Source organism: Pseudomonas sp. TNT2022 ID1044, assembly GCF_028656895.1.
GTDB lineage: Bacteria > Pseudomonadota > Gammaproteobacteria > Pseudomonadales > Pseudomonadaceae > Aquipseudomonas > Aquipseudomonas reinekei.
This window is the reverse complement of sequence record NZ_JAMDHB010000001.1, coordinates 811,223-828,280: the sequence shown is the minus strand read 5'-3', so window position 1 is coordinate 828,280 and position 17,058 is coordinate 811,223. Positions and strand designations below refer to the sequence as shown.

At 59.6% G+C, this 17,058-nt stretch carries 18 protein-coding genes; 8 read left to right on the top strand and 10 right to left on the bottom strand.

The genetic code is table 11. The features are described 5' to 3' along the window. Positions 1 to 67 precede the first annotated feature (67 nt). Positions 68 to 1,570: a sodium/proton antiporter NhaB gene (gene nhaB, locus M5G20_RS03680; RefSeq protein WP_273917949.1), complete on the top strand. Its 1,503-nt coding sequence runs from the start codon at positions 68 to 70 to the stop codon at positions 1,568 to 1,570. A gap of 115 nt (positions 1,571 to 1,685) precedes the next feature. Here nhaB and M5G20_RS03675 read toward each other — a convergent pair whose 3' ends face one another. The 3 genes from M5G20_RS03675 to gnd are packed head-to-tail and all read right to left on the bottom strand — an operon-like array spanning position 1,686 to position 5,004. Further along, positions 1,686 to 2,507 carry an HAD family hydrolase gene (locus M5G20_RS03675; protein ID WP_273917948.1) on the bottom strand — a complete coding sequence of 274 codons (822 nt, stop codon included), beginning with the start codon at positions 2,505 to 2,507 and terminating at the stop codon, positions 1,686 to 1,688. Then, positions 2,504 to 4,027 carry a glucose-6-phosphate dehydrogenase gene (gene zwf / locus M5G20_RS03670; protein ID WP_273917947.1) on the bottom strand — a complete coding sequence of 508 codons (1,524 nt, stop codon included), beginning with the start codon at positions 4,025 to 4,027 and terminating at the stop codon, positions 2,504 to 2,506. The genes M5G20_RS03675 and zwf overlap by 4 nt, the downstream gene beginning before the upstream one ends. Beyond that, positions 4,024 to 5,004, bottom strand: coding sequence for a phosphogluconate dehydrogenase (NAD(+)-dependent, decarboxylating) (gnd, locus tag M5G20_RS03665; RefSeq protein WP_273917946.1), 981 nt, complete (start codon positions 5,002 to 5,004; stop codon positions 4,024 to 4,026). Before gnd ends, zwf begins: the two co-directional genes overlap by 4 nt. A 273-nt stretch (positions 5,005 to 5,277) precedes the next feature. Here gnd and M5G20_RS03660 point away from each other — a divergent pair, with 273 nt between their 5' ends. From M5G20_RS03660 to M5G20_RS03650, 3 genes are all read left to right on the top strand, one after another. Beyond that, on the top strand, positions 5,278 to 5,454 hold the full coding sequence (locus tag M5G20_RS03660; RefSeq protein ID WP_273917945.1) for a DUF6026 family protein: 177 nt from the start codon (positions 5,278 to 5,280) through the stop codon (positions 5,452 to 5,454). A 199-nt stretch (positions 5,455 to 5,653) separates the two neighbouring features. Beyond that, positions 5,654 to 7,393 (top strand): phosphoethanolamine transferase CptA, encoded by a 1,740-nt coding sequence (locus M5G20_RS03655; RefSeq protein WP_273917944.1) that lies wholly within the window; start codon positions 5,654 to 5,656, stop codon positions 7,391 to 7,393. A 195-nt stretch (positions 7,394 to 7,588) separates the two neighbouring features. Beyond that, complete coding sequence (locus M5G20_RS03650; RefSeq protein ID WP_273917943.1) at positions 7,589 to 7,804, top strand: hypothetical protein; 216 nt, start codon at positions 7,589 to 7,591, stop codon at positions 7,802 to 7,804. 82 nt (positions 7,805 to 7,886) lie between these two features. On the opposite strand, the gene M5G20_RS03645 is transcribed toward M5G20_RS03650, so the two are convergent. The 5 genes from M5G20_RS03645 to M5G20_RS03625 form a co-directional block, all read right to left on the bottom strand. Continuing rightward, entirely contained in the window at positions 7,887 to 8,378 is a 492-nt protein-coding gene (locus M5G20_RS03645) for a GNAT family N-acetyltransferase (RefSeq protein WP_273917942.1), read from the bottom strand. A 131-nt stretch (positions 8,379 to 8,509) separates the two neighbouring features. Beyond that, positions 8,510 to 9,097, bottom strand: a complete 588-nt coding sequence (locus M5G20_RS03640; RefSeq protein WP_273917941.1) for a DinB family protein — start codon at positions 9,095 to 9,097, stop codon at positions 8,510 to 8,512. 18 nt (positions 9,098 to 9,115) lie between these two features. Beyond that, positions 9,116 to 10,234, bottom strand: a complete 1,119-nt coding sequence (gene zapE / locus M5G20_RS03635) for a cell division protein ZapE (protein ID WP_273917940.1) — start codon at positions 10,232 to 10,234, stop codon at positions 9,116 to 9,118. A gap of 30 nt (positions 10,235 to 10,264) precedes the next feature. Beyond that, positions 10,265 to 10,606, bottom strand: coding sequence for a nuclear transport factor 2 family protein (locus tag M5G20_RS03630; protein ID WP_273917939.1), 342 nt, complete (start codon positions 10,604 to 10,606; stop codon positions 10,265 to 10,267). Between the two features lie 51 nt (positions 10,607 to 10,657). After that, entirely contained in the window at positions 10,658 to 11,374 is a 717-nt protein-coding gene (locus M5G20_RS03625) for a helix-turn-helix transcriptional regulator (protein WP_273917938.1), read from the bottom strand. A gap of 194 nt (positions 11,375 to 11,568) precedes the next feature. Between M5G20_RS03625 and M5G20_RS03620 the strand changes: the two genes are divergently transcribed. The 3 genes from M5G20_RS03620 to M5G20_RS03610 all read left to right on the top strand — a co-directional run bounded on the left by M5G20_RS03620 (position 11,569) and on the right by M5G20_RS03610 (position 14,833). Next, a complete protein-coding gene (locus M5G20_RS03620) occupies positions 11,569 to 12,621 on the top strand; it encodes an aldo/keto reductase (RefSeq protein WP_273917937.1) in 1,053 nt (350 codons plus the stop codon). A gap of 157 nt (positions 12,622 to 12,778) precedes the next feature. Then, a complete protein-coding gene (locus tag M5G20_RS03615; protein ID WP_273917936.1) occupies positions 12,779 to 14,227 on the top strand; it encodes a nucleobase:cation symporter-2 family protein in 1,449 nt (482 codons plus the stop codon). A gap of 132 nt (positions 14,228 to 14,359) precedes the next feature. Beyond that, on the top strand, positions 14,360 to 14,833 hold the full coding sequence (locus M5G20_RS03610; RefSeq protein ID WP_273917935.1) for an LEA type 2 family protein: 474 nt from the start codon (positions 14,360 to 14,362) through the stop codon (positions 14,831 to 14,833). Between the two features lie 19 nt (positions 14,834 to 14,852). Here M5G20_RS03610 and M5G20_RS03605 read toward each other — a convergent pair whose 3' ends face one another. After that, positions 14,853 to 15,776, bottom strand: coding sequence for a carbon-nitrogen hydrolase family protein (locus M5G20_RS03605; RefSeq protein WP_273917934.1), 924 nt, complete (start codon positions 15,774 to 15,776; stop codon positions 14,853 to 14,855). Between the two features lie 84 nt (positions 15,777 to 15,860). Between M5G20_RS03605 and M5G20_RS03600 the strand changes: the two genes are divergently transcribed. After that, a complete protein-coding gene (locus tag M5G20_RS03600) occupies positions 15,861 to 16,769 on the top strand; it encodes a LysR family transcriptional regulator (RefSeq protein WP_273917933.1) in 909 nt (302 codons plus the stop codon). Positions 16,770 to 16,773: 4 nt separating this feature from the next. Here the strand turns inward: M5G20_RS03600 and M5G20_RS03595 are convergent, their stop codons facing one another. Beyond that, complete coding sequence (locus M5G20_RS03595; RefSeq protein ID WP_150732793.1) at positions 16,774 to 17,028, bottom strand: hypothetical protein; 255 nt, start codon at positions 17,026 to 17,028, stop codon at positions 16,774 to 16,776. Positions 17,029 to 17,058 lie beyond the last annotated feature (30 nt).

The window sequence follows — 17,058 nt, the reverse complement described above, 5'->3', positions numbered from 1 at the left end:
TTTCCTTCACTTGAACTTCTTCTCCGCATACGGCAATTTGCGCGCTTCTTTATAGAAGGAGTAGCCGATGTCCGGTTCCATGGCTCAGGCGTTCGCGCATAACTTTCTCGGCAACTCCCCCCGCTGGTACAAGGCTTGTATCGTCGGTTTCCTGATTCTCAATGCGCTGGTCTTGCGGACCGTGGGGCCCGCCGCGGCGGGCTGGTTGTTGGTGCTGGAGTTCATCTTCACCCTCGCCATGGCGCTCAAGTGTTATCCGTTGATGCCTGGCGGCTTGTTGCTGGTCGAAGCGCTGCTGCTGAAACTGACCACTCCCCAAGCGCTTTATGACGAGCTGCTGCACAACTTTCCGGTGATCTTGCTACTGATGTTCATGGTGGCCGGCATCTACTTCATGAAAGACCTGCTGCTGTTCCTGTTTTCGCGCTTGCTGCTCGGGGTTCGCTCCAAGGCCTTGCTGGCGTTGATGTTCTGTTTCCTGTCCGCGTTTTTGTCGGCCTTTCTCGATGCGTTGACGGTGACCGCCGTGATCATCAGTGCCGGCGTGGGGTTCTACTCGGTGTATCACCGCGTCGCGTCGGGCAAGGATCCGCGTCAGGACAGCGAATACGCCAATGACCAGAATTTGCCGACCCTTCATCATGGCGACCTGGAACAGTTCCGCGCATTCCTGCGCAGCCTGCTGATGCACGGCGCAGTGGGTACGGCGCTGGGTGGTGTTTGTACACTGGTGGGTGAACCGCAAAACCTGCTGATCGGCCATGAGATGGGTTGGCACTTTGCCGAGTTTTTCTTCAAGGTCGCGCCAGTGTCCCTGCCCGTATTAGTGGCGGGCCTGGCGACCTGCGTGTTGCTGGAGAAGCTGCGCTGGTTCGGTTACGGCACATTGCTGCCTGACCGCGTACGCACCGTGCTGGCCAACTACGCTGACGACGACAATGCCCAACGCACCTCGCGTCAGCGCGCCGCGCTCATTGTCCAAGGCTTGGCTGCGGTGATCCTTATCACCGCACTGGCATTCCATGTGGCAGAGGTGGGCCTGATTGGCCTGATGGTGATTGTGCTGATCACTGCATTCACCGGTATCACCGATGAACACCGGCTCGGCAACGCGTTCAAGGACGCCTTGCCCTTCACCGCGCTATTGGTGGTGTTCTTCGCTGTGGTCGTGGTGATTCACGATCAGCAGCTGTTCACATCGCTGATCCAGTGGGTACTGGCGCTGCCGGCAGATCAACAGCCGGGCATGCTATTTATCGCCAATGGCTTGTTGTCGGCCATCAGTGACAACGTGTTTGTCGCGACCATTTACATCACCGAAGTGAAGCAGGCGTTCATCTCCGGACACATGAGCCGCGAGCATTTCGAATCGCTGGCCATCGCGATTAACACCGGCACCAACCTGCCTAGCGTGGCAACGCCCAATGGCCAGGCTGCGTTCCTGTTTCTGCTGACCTCGGCCATTGCGCCACTGATTCGGCTGTCCTACGGGCGGATGGTATGGATGGCCTTTCCGTATACCGTGGTAATGGGTGTGTTGGGCTGGTACACCGTGAGCCACTGGCTGTAAGCATGAGGCAAATGTGAGAGCGAGCCTGCTCGCGATGGTGTCTTCAGGCTCAACATTTATGTTGGCCGATAGATCGCAATCGCGAGCAGGCTCGCTCCCACATTGTTTTGTGTTGTTATCGAGGAAGGATGTAACGCTCAATGGCCTGAGCCGCACCGTCTTCGGTATTGGCTCCAGTCACCACATCCGCCTGACGCTTCACCGCTTCTTCCGCCTGCCCCATGGCAATCGATAACCCGGCACGCTGAAACATCGCCGGATCGTTGCCGCCATCGCCCATCGCGGCCGTCTGCTCCAGCGCTAAACCAAGAAACTCGGCGAGGGTCGCCAGTGCCTCGCCCTTGTTGGCTTGCATCGCAGTCACGTCGAGAAATACCGGTTGAGAACGGGAAACCTGGGCCTGGCCCTCGACCATGGGTAGCAACCGGGCTTCCAACTCAATCAACAACCCATGGTTGTTGCTGGTGGCGACGATCTTGTCGATGCGCGTCAGATAAGGCTCGAAGCTCTCGACCACCACCGGCGGATACCCCAACCCGTGCTGTTCGCGCGGCACCATGGGACCATTCGGGTCTTTCAGCAGCCAGTCGCCGCCACTGAACACCCACACCTCGATGCCTGGCTGATCGGCGAACAGCGCCAATGTCGTCAGTGCAGCTGTAGCGGGAAGATAATGCGCAACCAACAGGCTGCCATCCGGATGAACGATGGTGCCGCCATTGAACGCCGCCGTGGGCAGATCGACGCCGAGGGCTTCAATCGTCTGCAGCATCGCTTTGGGTGGGCGCCCCGTGGCCAGGCTGAACAGCACGCCAGCCTCGCGCAGCGCGCGGACGGCTTCGATGGTGTGCTGGCTGAGTGTGTGGTCGGGCAGCAACAACGTGCCGTCCATGTCACTGAGCAAAAAGCGGATGGGTTGTTGCGTCGGTTCGCTCATCCCAGACCGTGCCAGACGCGGCCATCGCGAGTCAGCAGTTCTTCGGCGGATGCCGGCCCGTCTTCACCTGCGGCATAACGTTGGACCGTGGAATCCTGCTGCCAGGCATCCAGGAACGGTTGCACCGCACGCCAGCCATTCTCGATGTTGTCGGCACGCTGGAACAGGGTCTGATCGCCGGTCAGGCAATCGTAGATAAGCGTTTCGTAACCGGTGGACGGCTGCATTTCGAAGAAGTCCTTGTAGGCGAAACCCAGCTCGATGTTGTCCATCTTCAGGGCCTGTCCCGGCCGTTTGGCCAGCAGGTCGAACCACATGCCTTCGTTGGGCTGGATCTGGATCCGCAAGTACGTCGGCGCCAACTCATCGACTTCGGTGTCCCGGAACTGCGCATAGGGCGCCGGCTTGAAGCAAATGACGATCTCGGTGTCGCGCACGCTCATGCGTTTGCCGGTGCGCAGGTAGAACGGCACGCCAACCCAGCGCCAGTTGTCGATCATGACCTTGAGGGCAACATAGGTCTCGGTAGTGCTGTCGGGCGCCACCCGGTCCTCTTCGCGATAGCCCGGCAGCGCGATACCGTCGACTTCGCCGGCGGTGTACTGGCCACGCACGGAATTGGCCCGGGCTTGCTCGACCGTCCACGGGCGAATCGCACCCACCACCTTGGCCTTCTCGCCCCGCACCGCATCGGCACCAAACGCGGCCGGCGGCTCCATGGCGACCATGGCCAGCAACTGGAACAAGTGATTGGGCACCATGTCACGCAAGGCGCCGGTGTGTTCGTAGAAACTGCCACGGGTTTCCACGCCGACGGTTTCGGCGGCGGTGATTTGCACGTGGTCGATGTAATGGTTGTTCCAGAACGCTTCGAACAGGCTGTTGGAAAAGCGGCTGACGAGAATGTTCTGTACGGTCTCTTTGCCCAGGTAATGATCGATGCGGTAGATCTGCTTTTCGCTCATGACCTTGAGCAAGCAGGCGTTCAGGGCTTCGGCGGTTTGCAGGTCGGAACCGAACGGTTTTTCGATGACCACCCTTCTGAACGCTTCGGGGCTTTCTTCCAGGAGGCCGGAAGCGCCGAGACGGCGAACGACTTCACTGAAGAAACGCGGCGCGGTCGCCAGGTAGAACACCGCATTGCCTGTGCCGCTGTCGGCGATTTTTGCCGCCAGCGCTTGATAAGTGCTGTCGTCCAGGAAGTCGCCCTGGACGTAGCTGATGTTTTTTGCGAGTTGCGCCCACAATTGCGGATCAAGAGACTGACTGCCCTTGCCGACCTTGCTGGCGACCTCGTTGCGAATAAAGTCTTCGAGCTTTTTTGCGAAGCCTTCATCGCTGATGGCGTTGTGGTCAACGCCGATGATCCGCAATCCATCCCCGAGTAAACCGTCGCGTTTGAGGTTATACAGCGCCGGCATCAGCAGACGCTTGACCAGATCACCATGCGCGCCAAACAGAAACAGCGTGGTGGGTGGTGCGGGTTCAGCCTTGGATTTCCTGCGGATCGCATGGGTCATTTTTTCGAGGTCTCCACGTGGCCGCCAAAGCCGAAGCGCTGCGCCGAAAGGATTTTGTCGCCAAAGGTGCCCTGCCCGCGCGAACGGTAGCGAGAGAACAGCGAGTTCGACAGCACCGGCACCGGCACCGCTTGCTCCATGGCCGCTTCGATGGTCCATTGACCTTCACCGCTGTCGGCTACGGAGCCAGAGAAGCCTTCGAGCTTTGGATCGCTGGCCAGCGCGTCGGCGGTCAGGTCGAGCAGCCAGGAGGACACCACGCTGCCGCGACGCCAGACTTCGGCGATGTCGGCGACGTTCAGGTCGAAACGCTGGTCTTGCGGCAGGCTCTCGCTGTTTTTGGTCTTGAGGATGTCGAAGCCCTCGGCGAAGGCCTGCATCATTCCGTACTCGATGCCGTTATGGATCATCTTGACGAAATGCCCGGCGCCCGCAGGGCCGGCGTGGATGTAACCGCGCTCGGCACGGTCGTCATCGGACTTGCGATCCTTGGTGCGCGGGATATCGCCCATGCCCGGAGCCAGGCTTTCGAACAACGGATCGAGGCGTTTAACGGTCTCGGTATCCCCGCCGATCATCATGCAGTAGCCACGCTCCAGACCCCAGACGCCGCCGGAAGTACCGACGTCGATGTAGTGCAGGCCTTTTTCGGCGAGGGATTTCGCCCGGCGAATGTCGTCCTTATAGAAGGTGTTGCCGCCGTCGATGATGGTATCGCCGGCTTCGAGCAAGGTGCTCAGGGTGTCGATGGTGTCTTCGGTCGGTGCGCCGGCCGGCAACATGACCCACACCGCACGCGGTTTGGCCAGGCCAGCGACCAGGGCCGGCAGATCGGCTACGCCGGTGGCACCCTCTTCGGCCAGGGTTTCGACAAAAGCGGTATTGCGGTCGTACACAACGGTGGTATGTCCGTTGAGCATCAGGCGCCGCGAAATATTACCGCCCATGCGGCCCAGTCCAATAATCCCGAGTTGCATGTGCTGATGCTCCCTACTACAAATAAATGTGTGTCAAAGGTTATAGCCCAACGCGACTCATTCGGTTTAGTCCAGCGAGGAGGCGTGAAGTTTCCGGGCATTGTGCCCGATCCTGATTGATAACGTCGGGAATCGTGCCGGAGACACACCGACCTTTAAAAATAAAAAAGTTCCCTTCACGGGCAAAAGAAATCAAAATTGGCGCCGATAGTAGATCAGCCGCTGATTTCAGGCGGGACCTACAGTTGAGACACGCCATTTGCGAGGTGAGCAATGGGCACAGTACATACCGCACTGCCAGTACAAACCCTCTACGTCACAATTCGTCGCGATGAATTGCGTCAGTTGAAAGACGAACACGAGCAAATGAAGCAGGAGCTGGCGCAATTGCGCTTGCTGGTCCAGGGCCAACAGCCCTTACCCGTAACGCAACGCGCCCCACACGCCTGATCCCTCGCTGCATCGGAAGCAGCACTGCCCTGCTTCCGACACGCCATAGCCCTTCGCCAGCCCTGGCAACTCACAAAGTTTTCACATCCCCTTGATGATACTTGCGTTCATTGTGGCCGCTCGCTATGCGCGCGGCGCCCGTTCGTCGGCGACTTTGCAGTGGCTCGGCGGTGGAAGTGAATTGTGGATGGAGCGGTGAATGTCTTGGTTTAAACGCAGCGAAAAGTCTGCGAACGGTTTCGATTGGGCGGGTTTCCTCTGGTTGTTTGTGTTCTTCTGGTATTTTTCCGGCATCACCCAACTGCTGATTCAGTTGACCGGCACCTCCGGTTTTTCCGGTTTCCGCCAGGCGTTCGTGATGAGCGCCCTCTGGCTCGCACCCATGTTGCTGTTCCCTCGCCAGACCCGCGTCATGGCTGCGGTGATCGGCGTGGTGCTGTGGGCGTGTTCCATGGCCAGCCTTGGCTACTTCTTCATCTATCAGCAGGAATTTTCGCAAAGCGTCATCTTCATCATGTTCGAATCGAACGTGTCTGAAGCCGGCGAGTACATGACGCAATACTTTGCCTGGTGGATGGTCCCGGCCTTCCTCGCCCATACCGCATTCGGCTACTTCCTGTGGACGCGCCTGCGCCCGGTGTACCTGCCCCGCGGCAAGGCTTTCGTGGCCGCCACCGCGATTCTGGTGGCGGTCATCGGTTACCCATTGGTCAAGCAGACCCTGCGCACCGGCAGCTTTGCCAGCGGCTTCGAAAAATTTGAAACCCGCATCGAGCCGGCAGTGCCCTGGCAGATGGCCGTGGCTTACCACCGTTATCTGGACACCCTGGCCGGCATGCAGGAGATGCTCAACAGCGCCAGCACAATCGCGCCACTGCACAACCTCAAGGATGCGATGGCCAACCAGCCGTCGACCCTGGTGCTGGTGATCGGTGAGTCCACCAACCGCCAGCGCATGAGCCTGTACGGCTACCCCCGGGAAACCACGCCGGAACTGGACAAGCTGAAAGATCAACTGACGGTCTTCGACAACGTCATCACGCCGCGCCCCTACACCATCGAGGCGCTGCAGCAGGTACTGACTTTTGCCGACGAAGATAGCCCGGACCGGTACCTGACCACACCGTCGCTGGTCAGCATGATGAAGCAGGCCGGCTACAAGACTTTCTGGATCACCAACCAGCAGACCATGACCAAACGCAACACCATGCTCACGACGTTCTCCCAACAGGCCGACGAGCAGGTGTACCTGAATAACAATCGCAACCAGAACGCCGCCCAGTACGACGGTGATGTGATCGAGCCCTTCAACAAGGCCCTGGCCGACGCGGCACCGCGCAAGCTGATCGTCGTGCACTTGCTCGGCACGCACATGAGTTACCAGTACCGCTACCCTTCGACCTTCGACAAGTTCAAAGACCGCAACGGCGTGCCGGCCGGCGTGCGTGACGATCAGTTGCCGACGTACAACAGCTACGACAACGCGGTGCTGTACAACGACTTCGTGGTGTCGAGCCTGATCAAGGACTATGCCAAGACCGATCCCAACGGCTTCTTGCTGTACCTCTCCGACCACGGCGAAGACGTCTTCGATTCTCCGGGCCACGGCACGCTCGGGCGCAACGAAAGCAAACCGACAGCGCCGATGTACACCATCCCGTTCATGGCCTGGGCCTCGCCAAAATGGCGTGAAACCCACGACTGGAGCTTTGCTGGTGATCTGGGGCGGCCGTACAGCAGTTCCCATCTGATCCACACCTGGGCAGACCTGGCGGGCCTGAGTTTCGATGAACTCGATCCCAGCAAGAGCCTGGTCAGCGACAGCTTCAAGCCACGCCCCTTGATGATCGGCAATCCGTACGAACGCCAACAGCGACCGTTGATTGATTTCAGCCTGATCAAGCCAAAGCCGGCGATCGCGGAAGTTGTCCAGAAATAAACCTGTAAACCCTGCAGGCTCGCTCCTGCAGGGTATTTTTCCTGTCTGAAATTTTTGAAGATCCCTGAGCCTGAACTGCAAACTCCAGGGGTTATTAATTCCCATTTAACGGAATCGGCGGATAATGAGCGTTCGACTTTGATTCATTGACTCATGGACGACAGGCATCCGACATCTGTAAGTGGGAGGCACACCATGAAACGCACAACATTCATTCTCGCCGCACTCATGACATTCGGCTCCGCCAGCGCTTTTGCTGAAGGCGGCGCCGAGCGCATGAGGTACTACTTCGAAACGCTGCGCTACAACCAGCAACTGGCGCTGGGCAATATCACGCAAGGCCAGACCCTTGAACTGCGGGTCCCGGACGACCAGACCGCGCAAATGACCGAGACCTACAGGCCGAAATGATTGTTCCACCTTCGACTGGTTGCTCATCAGTCAGAGAAGACCTGTTGGGCGTCCGGATTGGACGCCCTTTTTTTCGTCCGGATTAAAGTGGCTTGATCCAGAACATCATGCGCCCGTGGGCCGGGTCGAACTCGCCGGGAGCAAAGCCGAACTTGCCGTACGAGGCCTGCGCCACCGCATTGCCTTCCAGCACTTCCAGGGTGATTTTGCAGCAACCGCGCTGGCGGGCGATTTCTTCGACCTTTTGCAGCATCCGCTGGCTCAAGCCCAACCCGCGAAACTTCGGCACCACCGCCACATCGTGGACATTGACCAAAGGCCGGCAGGCAAAAGTGGAGAAGCCTTCAAAACAATTGATCAGCCCGGCCGGTTCGCCGCCGACAAACGCCAGTACGCTGAACGCATGGGCTCGCTTGGCCAGCTCGCCCGGCAGATGCTCCAGCACGCTGGCGGGCAAGGCATGGCCGCCGCCCATTGGGTCCTGAGCGTAACTGTCGAGCACCCGCCCGATGGCCTCGGCATGCACCGGGTTGGTGTAGCTGGCTTGCAGTACAAGAATTTCTGCGGAATCCATTTCCATCCTCGATCACATAAAGTATTGCCGGTGCGCAATTGGCAACGGACAGCGACCCTATCGTGAGCGCTATGCGGGTGCAAGATCAAAAGATCGAAACCCCTGCAGGACCGGCCGCAGGCTGCGATCCTTCAACCCTGATGCCCCCAGATCAAAGCTTCGGTCCACCCCAGCTCTGCAAAGTCCTCCGCCCGCAACCGAGCCTCGCCCGCACAGAAAAACTCGTCCAGTTGCGGCGGCTTGACCCACGTTCCGCTGAGCATCGCGTGAACCTGCCCACGATGATGGATCTGGTGTTCAAACAGATGTGACAGCAAGCGCAAACGGCTGTCGTACTGCGGCGTATCGCGGGCGATGGTGACAACCTTGCCTAGATCGGCATCGCGCATCTGTTCGCAATAGGCGATGAGGCGTCGGTCGACGTGAGCCTGTTCACGCTTGAGGTCTTCAGCTGCGGTGAATGGCTCGTCTTCCTTGAAAAACACATAGCACTCAGGATGCGGATCATCGCCGCGCAGCTCCCGCTCCAGGGCATCCACGTAAAACCAGTCGCAGGTCAGGATGTGGTTGAGGGTGGCGCGGATGCCGGGAAAGAAACTGACGCGATGCGCCTGAAGATCATCTTCACTCAATTGGCCCCAGGCCTTGGCCAGCCGGTGATTGGCCCAGGCGTTCTGATACGCCATGGTCAACAAATGATGCGAAAGAGGGTGATTCATGGTCATTCCTCCTGGGTCTCATGCCTCGGCGAAACGTTCCAGCTGCATTTCCTGCAAACGACTGAGCGTGCGGCGGAACGGGAATTCCAGATAGCCCTCGGTGTACAACGCCTCCATGGGTACCTGCGCTTCGAGGTACAACGGCACTTTGCGGTCGTAGCACTCGTCCACCAGGGCAATAAACCGCCGGACGCCATCGTCGTGCACCGATAACTGCGGCAACTCGCGGTCGCCCGCCTCCACACGCTCGGCCGCGTCTTCGGTGCCCCGGGCGATTCGTCCGGCACGCTTTTGCGCGCTGAGATTGGGCACGTCGCTTAACAGAATTGTGCTGAAGGTGTCGCACAAAGCCATGAAATCCATGGCGGCGAACGGCTGTTCACAGAGGTCGGCGTAACGGCACCAAAGCACGGTTTGACTGGTATGCACCACAGCCAGCGAACGGTAACCGACGTTGATCGGTTCGCTGGATACGGCCTGGCCAAGGGTCAAGACCTTGAATACATCCGCCAGCGCGCTGGGCTGGCCGGGTTCGGCAACCCAGTAACGTTGCAGCCCCTGGCCGGGATGCAGGCGATGATCCTCGCCGCCGTCCACCGCCACCACTTGCATGTGCTGTTTGATCGCGGCGATGGCCGGCGTGAACCGGTCGCGATTGAAGCCGTCGGCGTAGAGTTGATCCGGCGGCAGGTTAGAGGTGCAGACCACCACCACGCCCAGTTCGAACATCACCTGGAACAGGCGCCCGAGAATGATCGCGTCACCGATGTCGTTGACGAACAACTCATCGAAACACAGCACCCGCACTTCTTCGCTCAGCTCACGGGCCAGCGCCATGAGCGGGTCAGCCGTGCCGGTCAGTTGAAACGAGCGCTGGTGCACCCAGCCCATGAAATGGTGAAAGTGCTGACGCCGGGCCGGCACCCGCAAGTGCTGGTAAAACTGGTCCATCAACCAGGTTTTGCCACGCCCGACCGGCCCCCACAGGTAAACACCCATGACCGGTTTACGCCCTTCATGCAGCGCTTCATGGCACTTCTGCAAGGCCCAGACGGCGTGTTCCTGGGCTTCGTCCTGGACGAAGCCCTTCTGTTCGATGGCGTGTTGCCAGGCGCTGAGGGGAGAGTCGACATTCATGCTCGGCAGTATGCCACCAGATCGCGACAGCTAGAGTGAAATGTCCAGCCGGGCGATCTTGCCCTGGTCATTGAGGCGGAACATGTAGCGCAATTGCAGTGGACTGCCGGGAAACGCGCCGGAGATCAGGCCATTGACCAGCACTTTACCGGTGCGCTGCTGCACGCCCAGCACTTCGACCCGAGGCTGGTAGCGCTCGGCAGTGTCCTGCATCCATTGAGCGATGGCCTGGGTGCCGATCTGGTGCTGGCCCTCATCGAACACATTGGCATCTTCAGCGAAAAAACTGCCGACACGCGAGGTGTCACGAGCGTTGGCGGCATCAATGTAGGCAGCGATGGCCGGCGCCAGTGCAGAGGCTGAATGGGACATGGTACGGCTCCTTGTTGGTTGATTCTGGAGCCATGCTAGAACAGCTGAGTGTCAGTTCTTGTCAGGAGTGAAACGCCCGGAATCGTCCAGTTGCATCTGCTTGCGCCAAGTGCGCAACAGGTCGCTGCGCCGCCCCGGATAGTGCTCGCCCTGCTCGCTCGCCGCCGAGATCCGGTCGGTGCGAAAGGTGCGATAGGCGTCGCGCAATTCACACCAGGCGACGATGATGCGCACCTCATTGAGGAAGCCCAAAGCCAACGGCCAGATCAGCCGCTGGCTGGGCACTTGGCGGGCATCAGCATAATCGATGTGCAATTTGGCCTGAGTGCGAATAGCTTGACGGAATACGTTCAGCGGCACCGCATTCGGCGCAAAACCATAACCCGACGGCCCCGGCATTACGGTTGGGTTGTGCAGCGCGTCCAGCGCTTCCGGCGCCAGCACTGCGGCAATCTTGGCCAGGGCATCGGCGGCGGCCTTGCTCAATACCTCATCACCTCGCTGATCGACATAACGCAAGCCCAACACGATGGCTTCGGTTTCATCGGCATTGAGCATCAACGGCGGCAGAAACAGACCGCTGCGTAACACGTAACCGATTCCCGCCTCGCCATAGATCGGTGCGCCGAGCGCGGTGAGTTCGGCAATGTCGCGGTAGAGCGTGCGTTCGGAGATCTCCAGCTCACCGGCCAGCGTTGCTGCCGTCACCGGGCGGCGCTTACCGCGAAGCACTTGCAGCAAAGTCAACAGGCGGGTGGTTCGCGACACGATCGGCAACTCTGTAGGGAAATTCGTCGGAGCTTAGCAGAGGCCCCTGTCAGAAACTGGCAGTAGCGCACACCGTTGATCGAAGGCTTTGCGCCTCATGGAAAAGCGTGTTGACGTTTAAAATTATTCGCATCATATTTAATAGATGTTTACGACAATATAAAACACGATGCTTTCTTCAGGAGTCTTCCGCCATGCATTACAAGGTCTTTGGCCGTAAAACCGGCTTGCGTGTTTCCGAACTGGCCTTGGGTGCCGGCAATTTCGGCACGGGTTGGGGGCATGGTGCGGAACGTGACGAAGCCAAAGCCATTTTCGACGGTTACCTGGAGGCAAGCGGCAATTTCATCGATACCGCCAACGGCTATCAGGGTGGCCAATCCGAAGCCATGCTCAGTGAGTTCATCGCGGCCGAACGTGATCGATTGGTCATCGCGACCAAATACACGCTTGGGACTACGCCAGCCGACGGCATTTCCCACACCGGCAACAACCGCAAAAACATGGTTCGCGCCGTTGAAGAGAGTTTGAAGCGACTGAAAACCGATCACCTCGATCTGTTCTGGGCGCACATGAGCGATGGCGTGACACCGATGGAAGAGATCCTGCGCGGCTTCGACGATCTGGTACGGGCCGGGAAGATCCATTACGCCGGGCTGTCGAATTTTCCGGCATGGCGCATATCGCGTGCCGACCTCCTGGCCGAAGTGCGCGGTTTTGCGCCGATTGCTGCGATTCAGGTGGAGTACAGCCTTGCCGAACGCACCGCCGAGCGCGAACAATTGCCGATGGCCGAAGCGCTGGGCCTGGCGGCGACGTTGTGGTCGCCACTGGGCGGTGGCTTCCTCACCGGCAAGTACCGCAACAGCGAGGGCGATAACCGCGCGAGCAAACTGGGCATGCTGGTTTACGCCGAGAAAAGCGCCCGTGAAACCGCCCTCCTCGACACCTTGCTGGCCGTTGCGGCGGAATTGGACAGCAGCCCGACCCATGTGGCGATTGCCTGGCTTCGGGACAAGGCCAAACGCTCGACCACGGCGTTGATCCCAATCCTCGGCTCGCGGACACGGGAGCAACTGGATGCGACGTTGGGTGCGTTGAATGTGCAATTGAGTGCAGAACAATTGGCGCGTCTGGAGGGTGTCAGTGACGTGGCCAAGGGTGTACCGCATGAAAGCATCTCCAGCTCGTTTTCGCGGTTCAGCGGCGGGGAAACCCTGGACCTGCCGGTAATCCCGGTGGCCTGACAAATACGGTAGGCGTCGGCTTGCTGGCGATGGCTGCGGGTCAGGCAACGAGGATTGGCCCGCAGCGTTTGATCTGTTCTTTTGCTGTAGCCAGACTGTTCTGGCATCCTGCGCCTCCATTTTCTGACCCGGCCTGCCCTTTGGCCCGCACATCACCATGACCGTCTCTGAAAAATCGCCTGCCCCGCGCAATAACGACCTGATCTACGGCCTCAACGACCGTCCTCACCTGACGGCTACCGTGTTCGCAGCCCTGCAACACGTGCTGGCGAGTTTCGTCGGCATCATCACGCCGACGCTGATCATGGGCAGCGCCCTCGGTCTGCAAAGCGAAGTGCCGTACCTGATCAGCATGGCGCTGTTCGTTTCCGGCCTGGGCACGTTTGTTCAGGCGCGACGCTTCGGCCCGGTCGGCTCAGGGTTGCTGTGCCTGCAAGGCACCAGTTTCTCGTTCATCAGCGTGATCCTCAGTGCCGGGTTCATGGTCAAGGCCCGGGGCGGCGGCACCGACGAGATCCTCTCGACGATCTTCGGCGTGTGCTTCTTCGCCGCGTTCATCGAAGTCGTGTTGAGCCAGTTCATCGGCAAACTGCGCATGCTGATCACCCCGGTGGTGACCGGCACCATCATCACGCTCATGGGGTTGTCGCTGATCAAGGTCGCGATGACCGACATTGCCGGCGGCTTCGGCGCGCCTGACCTCGGCGCCGCCAGCCATCTGGGCCTGGCCGCACTGGTGCTGGGCACGATCGTGATCCTGAACCGCGTGGACGTGCCGTTTCTTCGCCTCGGGGCAATCGTCATCGGCCTGACCCTTGGCTATGTCGTGGCCTGGCTCCTGGGCCACGTTGATTTCGCCAGCCTGCCCGCCGTGCCGCTGATGAGCGTACCGGTACCTTTCAAGTACGGATTCTCCTTCGATTGGGTGGCGTTCGTACCGGTGGCGGTGATTTTCCTGGTGTCGCCACTGGAAGCCGCCGGCGACCTGACCGCCAACTCGATGATTTCCCGGCAACCGGTCAAAGGCCCGGTCTACATCCGCCGAATCAAATCCGGATTGCTGGCCGACGGCCTCAACTCAGCGATGGCGGCGGTGTTCAACAGCATGCCAATGGTGACCTTCGCGCAGAATAACGGCGTCATCCAGTTGACCGGCGTGGCCAGCCGTTACGTGGCGTTTTTCATCGCCGGTTTGCTGGTGGTCCTGGGGCTGTTTCCAATGATTGGCGCGGTGCTGCAATTGATGCCGAAACCGGTGCTCGGCGGCGCCGAACTGGTGATGTTCGGCACGGTCGCCGTGGCCGGGATCAAGATCCTCGCCGAAGCCGGCCTGCACCGGCGCAACATGCTGATCGTGGCGATTTCGATTGGCATGGGGCTTGGCGTGGCGGCGGTGCCGGAAGTGCTGCGTGAGCTGCCCAAGGCGCTGCACAACATTTTCGAATCGCCGATCACCGTCGGTGCGTTGTGCGCCATCGTCCTGAACATCTTCCTGCCGGAAGAATTCATCGAGCTCGAAGAAGACGACTTCGATCCTGAAGCGTCGATTTTGCAGGTCATGGAGAATCCGCAGGCGACTGGCCCCGCCGCTGCGCTCAATCGCTGAAGCACACACCTGCAGCGTGACAGTTTGAGGCGAACCCCTCACAGTGGGTGTGGTCGCACAGTAGAGCCGCCGAACATTGCTCAGTGTCGAGCGATCGGCGGCTTGTTCCCTCTTTCTGTCGAGTGATTACACATGCGCAGCCTCCTTGCTTTCACCCTTTCGTTGCTGCTGCTTTCGCTCAGCGCCTGCGCCCTGCTGCCCCAGCACGATCCGCTGAACATCAATGTCGTGGGCATCGAGCCCTTGCCCAGCCAGGACATGGAAATCCGCTTTGCCGTGAAGATTCGCGTGCAGAACCCCAATGAAAGCTCGATCAATTTCAACGGTGTGGCCCTGGACCTGGACATCAACGACCAGCCCTTCGCCGCGGGCGTCAGCGATCAGTCCGGTTCGATTGCGCGCTTCTCCGAAACAGTGCTGACGGTTCCCGTCAGCGTGTCGGCATTCTCGGTACTGCGCCAGACTTTAGGCCTGAGCCGGACGCAAACCCTCAACAACATGCCCTACATCCTGCGCGGCAAACTGGCGGGAGGCTTGTTCGGCACGATGCGTTTCGTCGATAGTGGCAAACTCAGCCTGCCTGGACCGACAACTGGCAGCCGGTAAACCTGATTCATGCAGCAGGTTATGTGTTGAATCGGACACCGGGTCTGGCCCGTTCGTCCACTGTCAATTCGAAGATGTCCGGGCGTGCGTAATGGCCGACCACGTCGTAGTCGTATCGGGCGCGGATCAAGTCATCGGTGTCAATTTCCGCCGTCAGCAAACCGGGACCCTTTCGCAGGGGGCCGGCCAGAACGTCGCCCATCGGCCCGACAATGACACTGCCGCCCGCAATCAAGGGCCGATCCGATGGCCAATTGGCGATATCGATGCCCAAAGCCTGTGGCGATTCCTGGACCTGACAGGCGCTGACCACAAAGCATCGCCCCTCGTGAGCTATGTGCCGCATGCTGACCTGCCACATCTCCCGCTCGTCGACCGTCGGCGCGCACCACACCTCAACGCCTTTGGCGTACATCGCCGTGCGCAGCAGCGGCATCATGTTTTCCCAGCACACCACCGCCCCGATCCGCCCCACCTGGCTGTCGATCACCGGTAACGTCGAACCATCGCCCTTGCCCCAGATCAGCCGTTCGGTGCCGGTCGGCATCAATTTACGGTGCTTGCCGACCAGCCCTGCCTGCGGATCGAAATACAGCGCAGTGCAGTACAGCGTGCTGCCGGAGCGCTCGATAACACCGATCACCAGGTTGGCGCCAGTACGCGCGCTAAGTCCGGCCAGTGCGTCGGTTTCCGGCCCCGGCACATCAATGGCATTTTCAAAGTAACGGGCAAAAGCTTCGCGCCCTTCCGGCAGGCGATAGCCCAACTGAGTTCCGAAACCTTCACCCTTCGGATACCCGCCGAGCAACGCTTCGGGCATGACCACCAGCGCCGCTGCGGATTCGATGATTGCGTCTTCATACGACAAAATCTGCTCCAGCGTGTCGGCCTTGCCGCCGGGCAAGGCGCCAATTTGCAGCGCAGCAACGATTGACTTGGGCATCGCGGTAACTCCAGTTGGGTCAGATGTTGCTGATTTTGCGGCGACACAGGATCATGAATAAAGCCCAGTTAACTGCTAAATGATATGAACCAAATGAATATCGCAGACATTGATCTCAACTTGCTGAAAGTCTTTGAAGCCCTGCACGAAGAATCCAGCGCCAGTCGAGCGGCGCTGCGCCTTGGCGTCACGCAATCGGCGGTCAGCGCCGCACTGCGCCGCTTGCGCGAGGTGTATGGCGATCAGTTGTTTGTCCGGACTGGTCGAGGGCTGGCACCCACGCTCAGGGCCAATCAACTCAAACCGGTGGTCAGCGATGCCCTGAACAAATGTCGGCAGAGCCTGGCGATGGTCGATCCGACGACCCGACATTACGAAGGACGCTCGGTCAGCATTGGCTTGTCGGATGATTTCGAGATTGCCTACGGGCGCCGGATGATCGAAGAAATCGCTCGCTGCGCGCCGAAACTGCGGCTGATCTTTCGCCAGACCCACAGCCAGATCGTCGCCCAGGCCTTAATGGAACGCAGCATTGACCTGGCGATTACCGCCGGCGGCTTCGCTGAACGCTTGCTGAGCCGTCAGGTGCTGGGGGAAGGAAATTACTTGTGTCTGGTCGACCCGCTCAGTCTGGCCGAAGGGCAGCAGACCATCAGCCAGGAGGAATTCGTCGGCCGCGAGCACATCCTTGTCTCCTCAGGCGGTTTTATCGGTATCACTGACGAGGGGCTGGCGGCGTTGGGATTGAGTCGCCGGGTCTGCGCCTCGACCACGCACTTTGCCGCGTTGCCGCATTTGCTCAAGGGCAGTCAGGCCGTGGCGACCATTCCAGCGCATGCGGCCCGCAGCATTGCGGCACTCAGTGGTTTGGTGCTGCTGCCCTGCCCTTTGGATTTGCCGCGCTACCCGATCGAACTGGGCTGGCGTACCAGCACCCAGCTCGACCCGGTGATGCTGAAAGTGCGCGAGGCGATAGTGGCGAGTTTTGCCTAGGGATTTACTTGCTGGCAGCCATCAGGCGATTGACTTCACTGCGCACCATGTTCGAGTACTCAGGTGGCGACATACCGTCCAGCTCGGCGCGAACCCACTCGGCCCACTTGCCTTTGCGCTTGGCACGTTCGCCGAACAACCGGGCAGCCTCACCCTTGGCTTTGCCCAGATTGTTTTGCCAGAGTTCGAACAGACGGGATTTTTCATCTTCAAGCGCAGCGCGCTCGGCAAGGGATTTGTCGGCCAGATTGAAGCTCATGGGATTTTCCTGCTGCGTAAAATAGGCGAC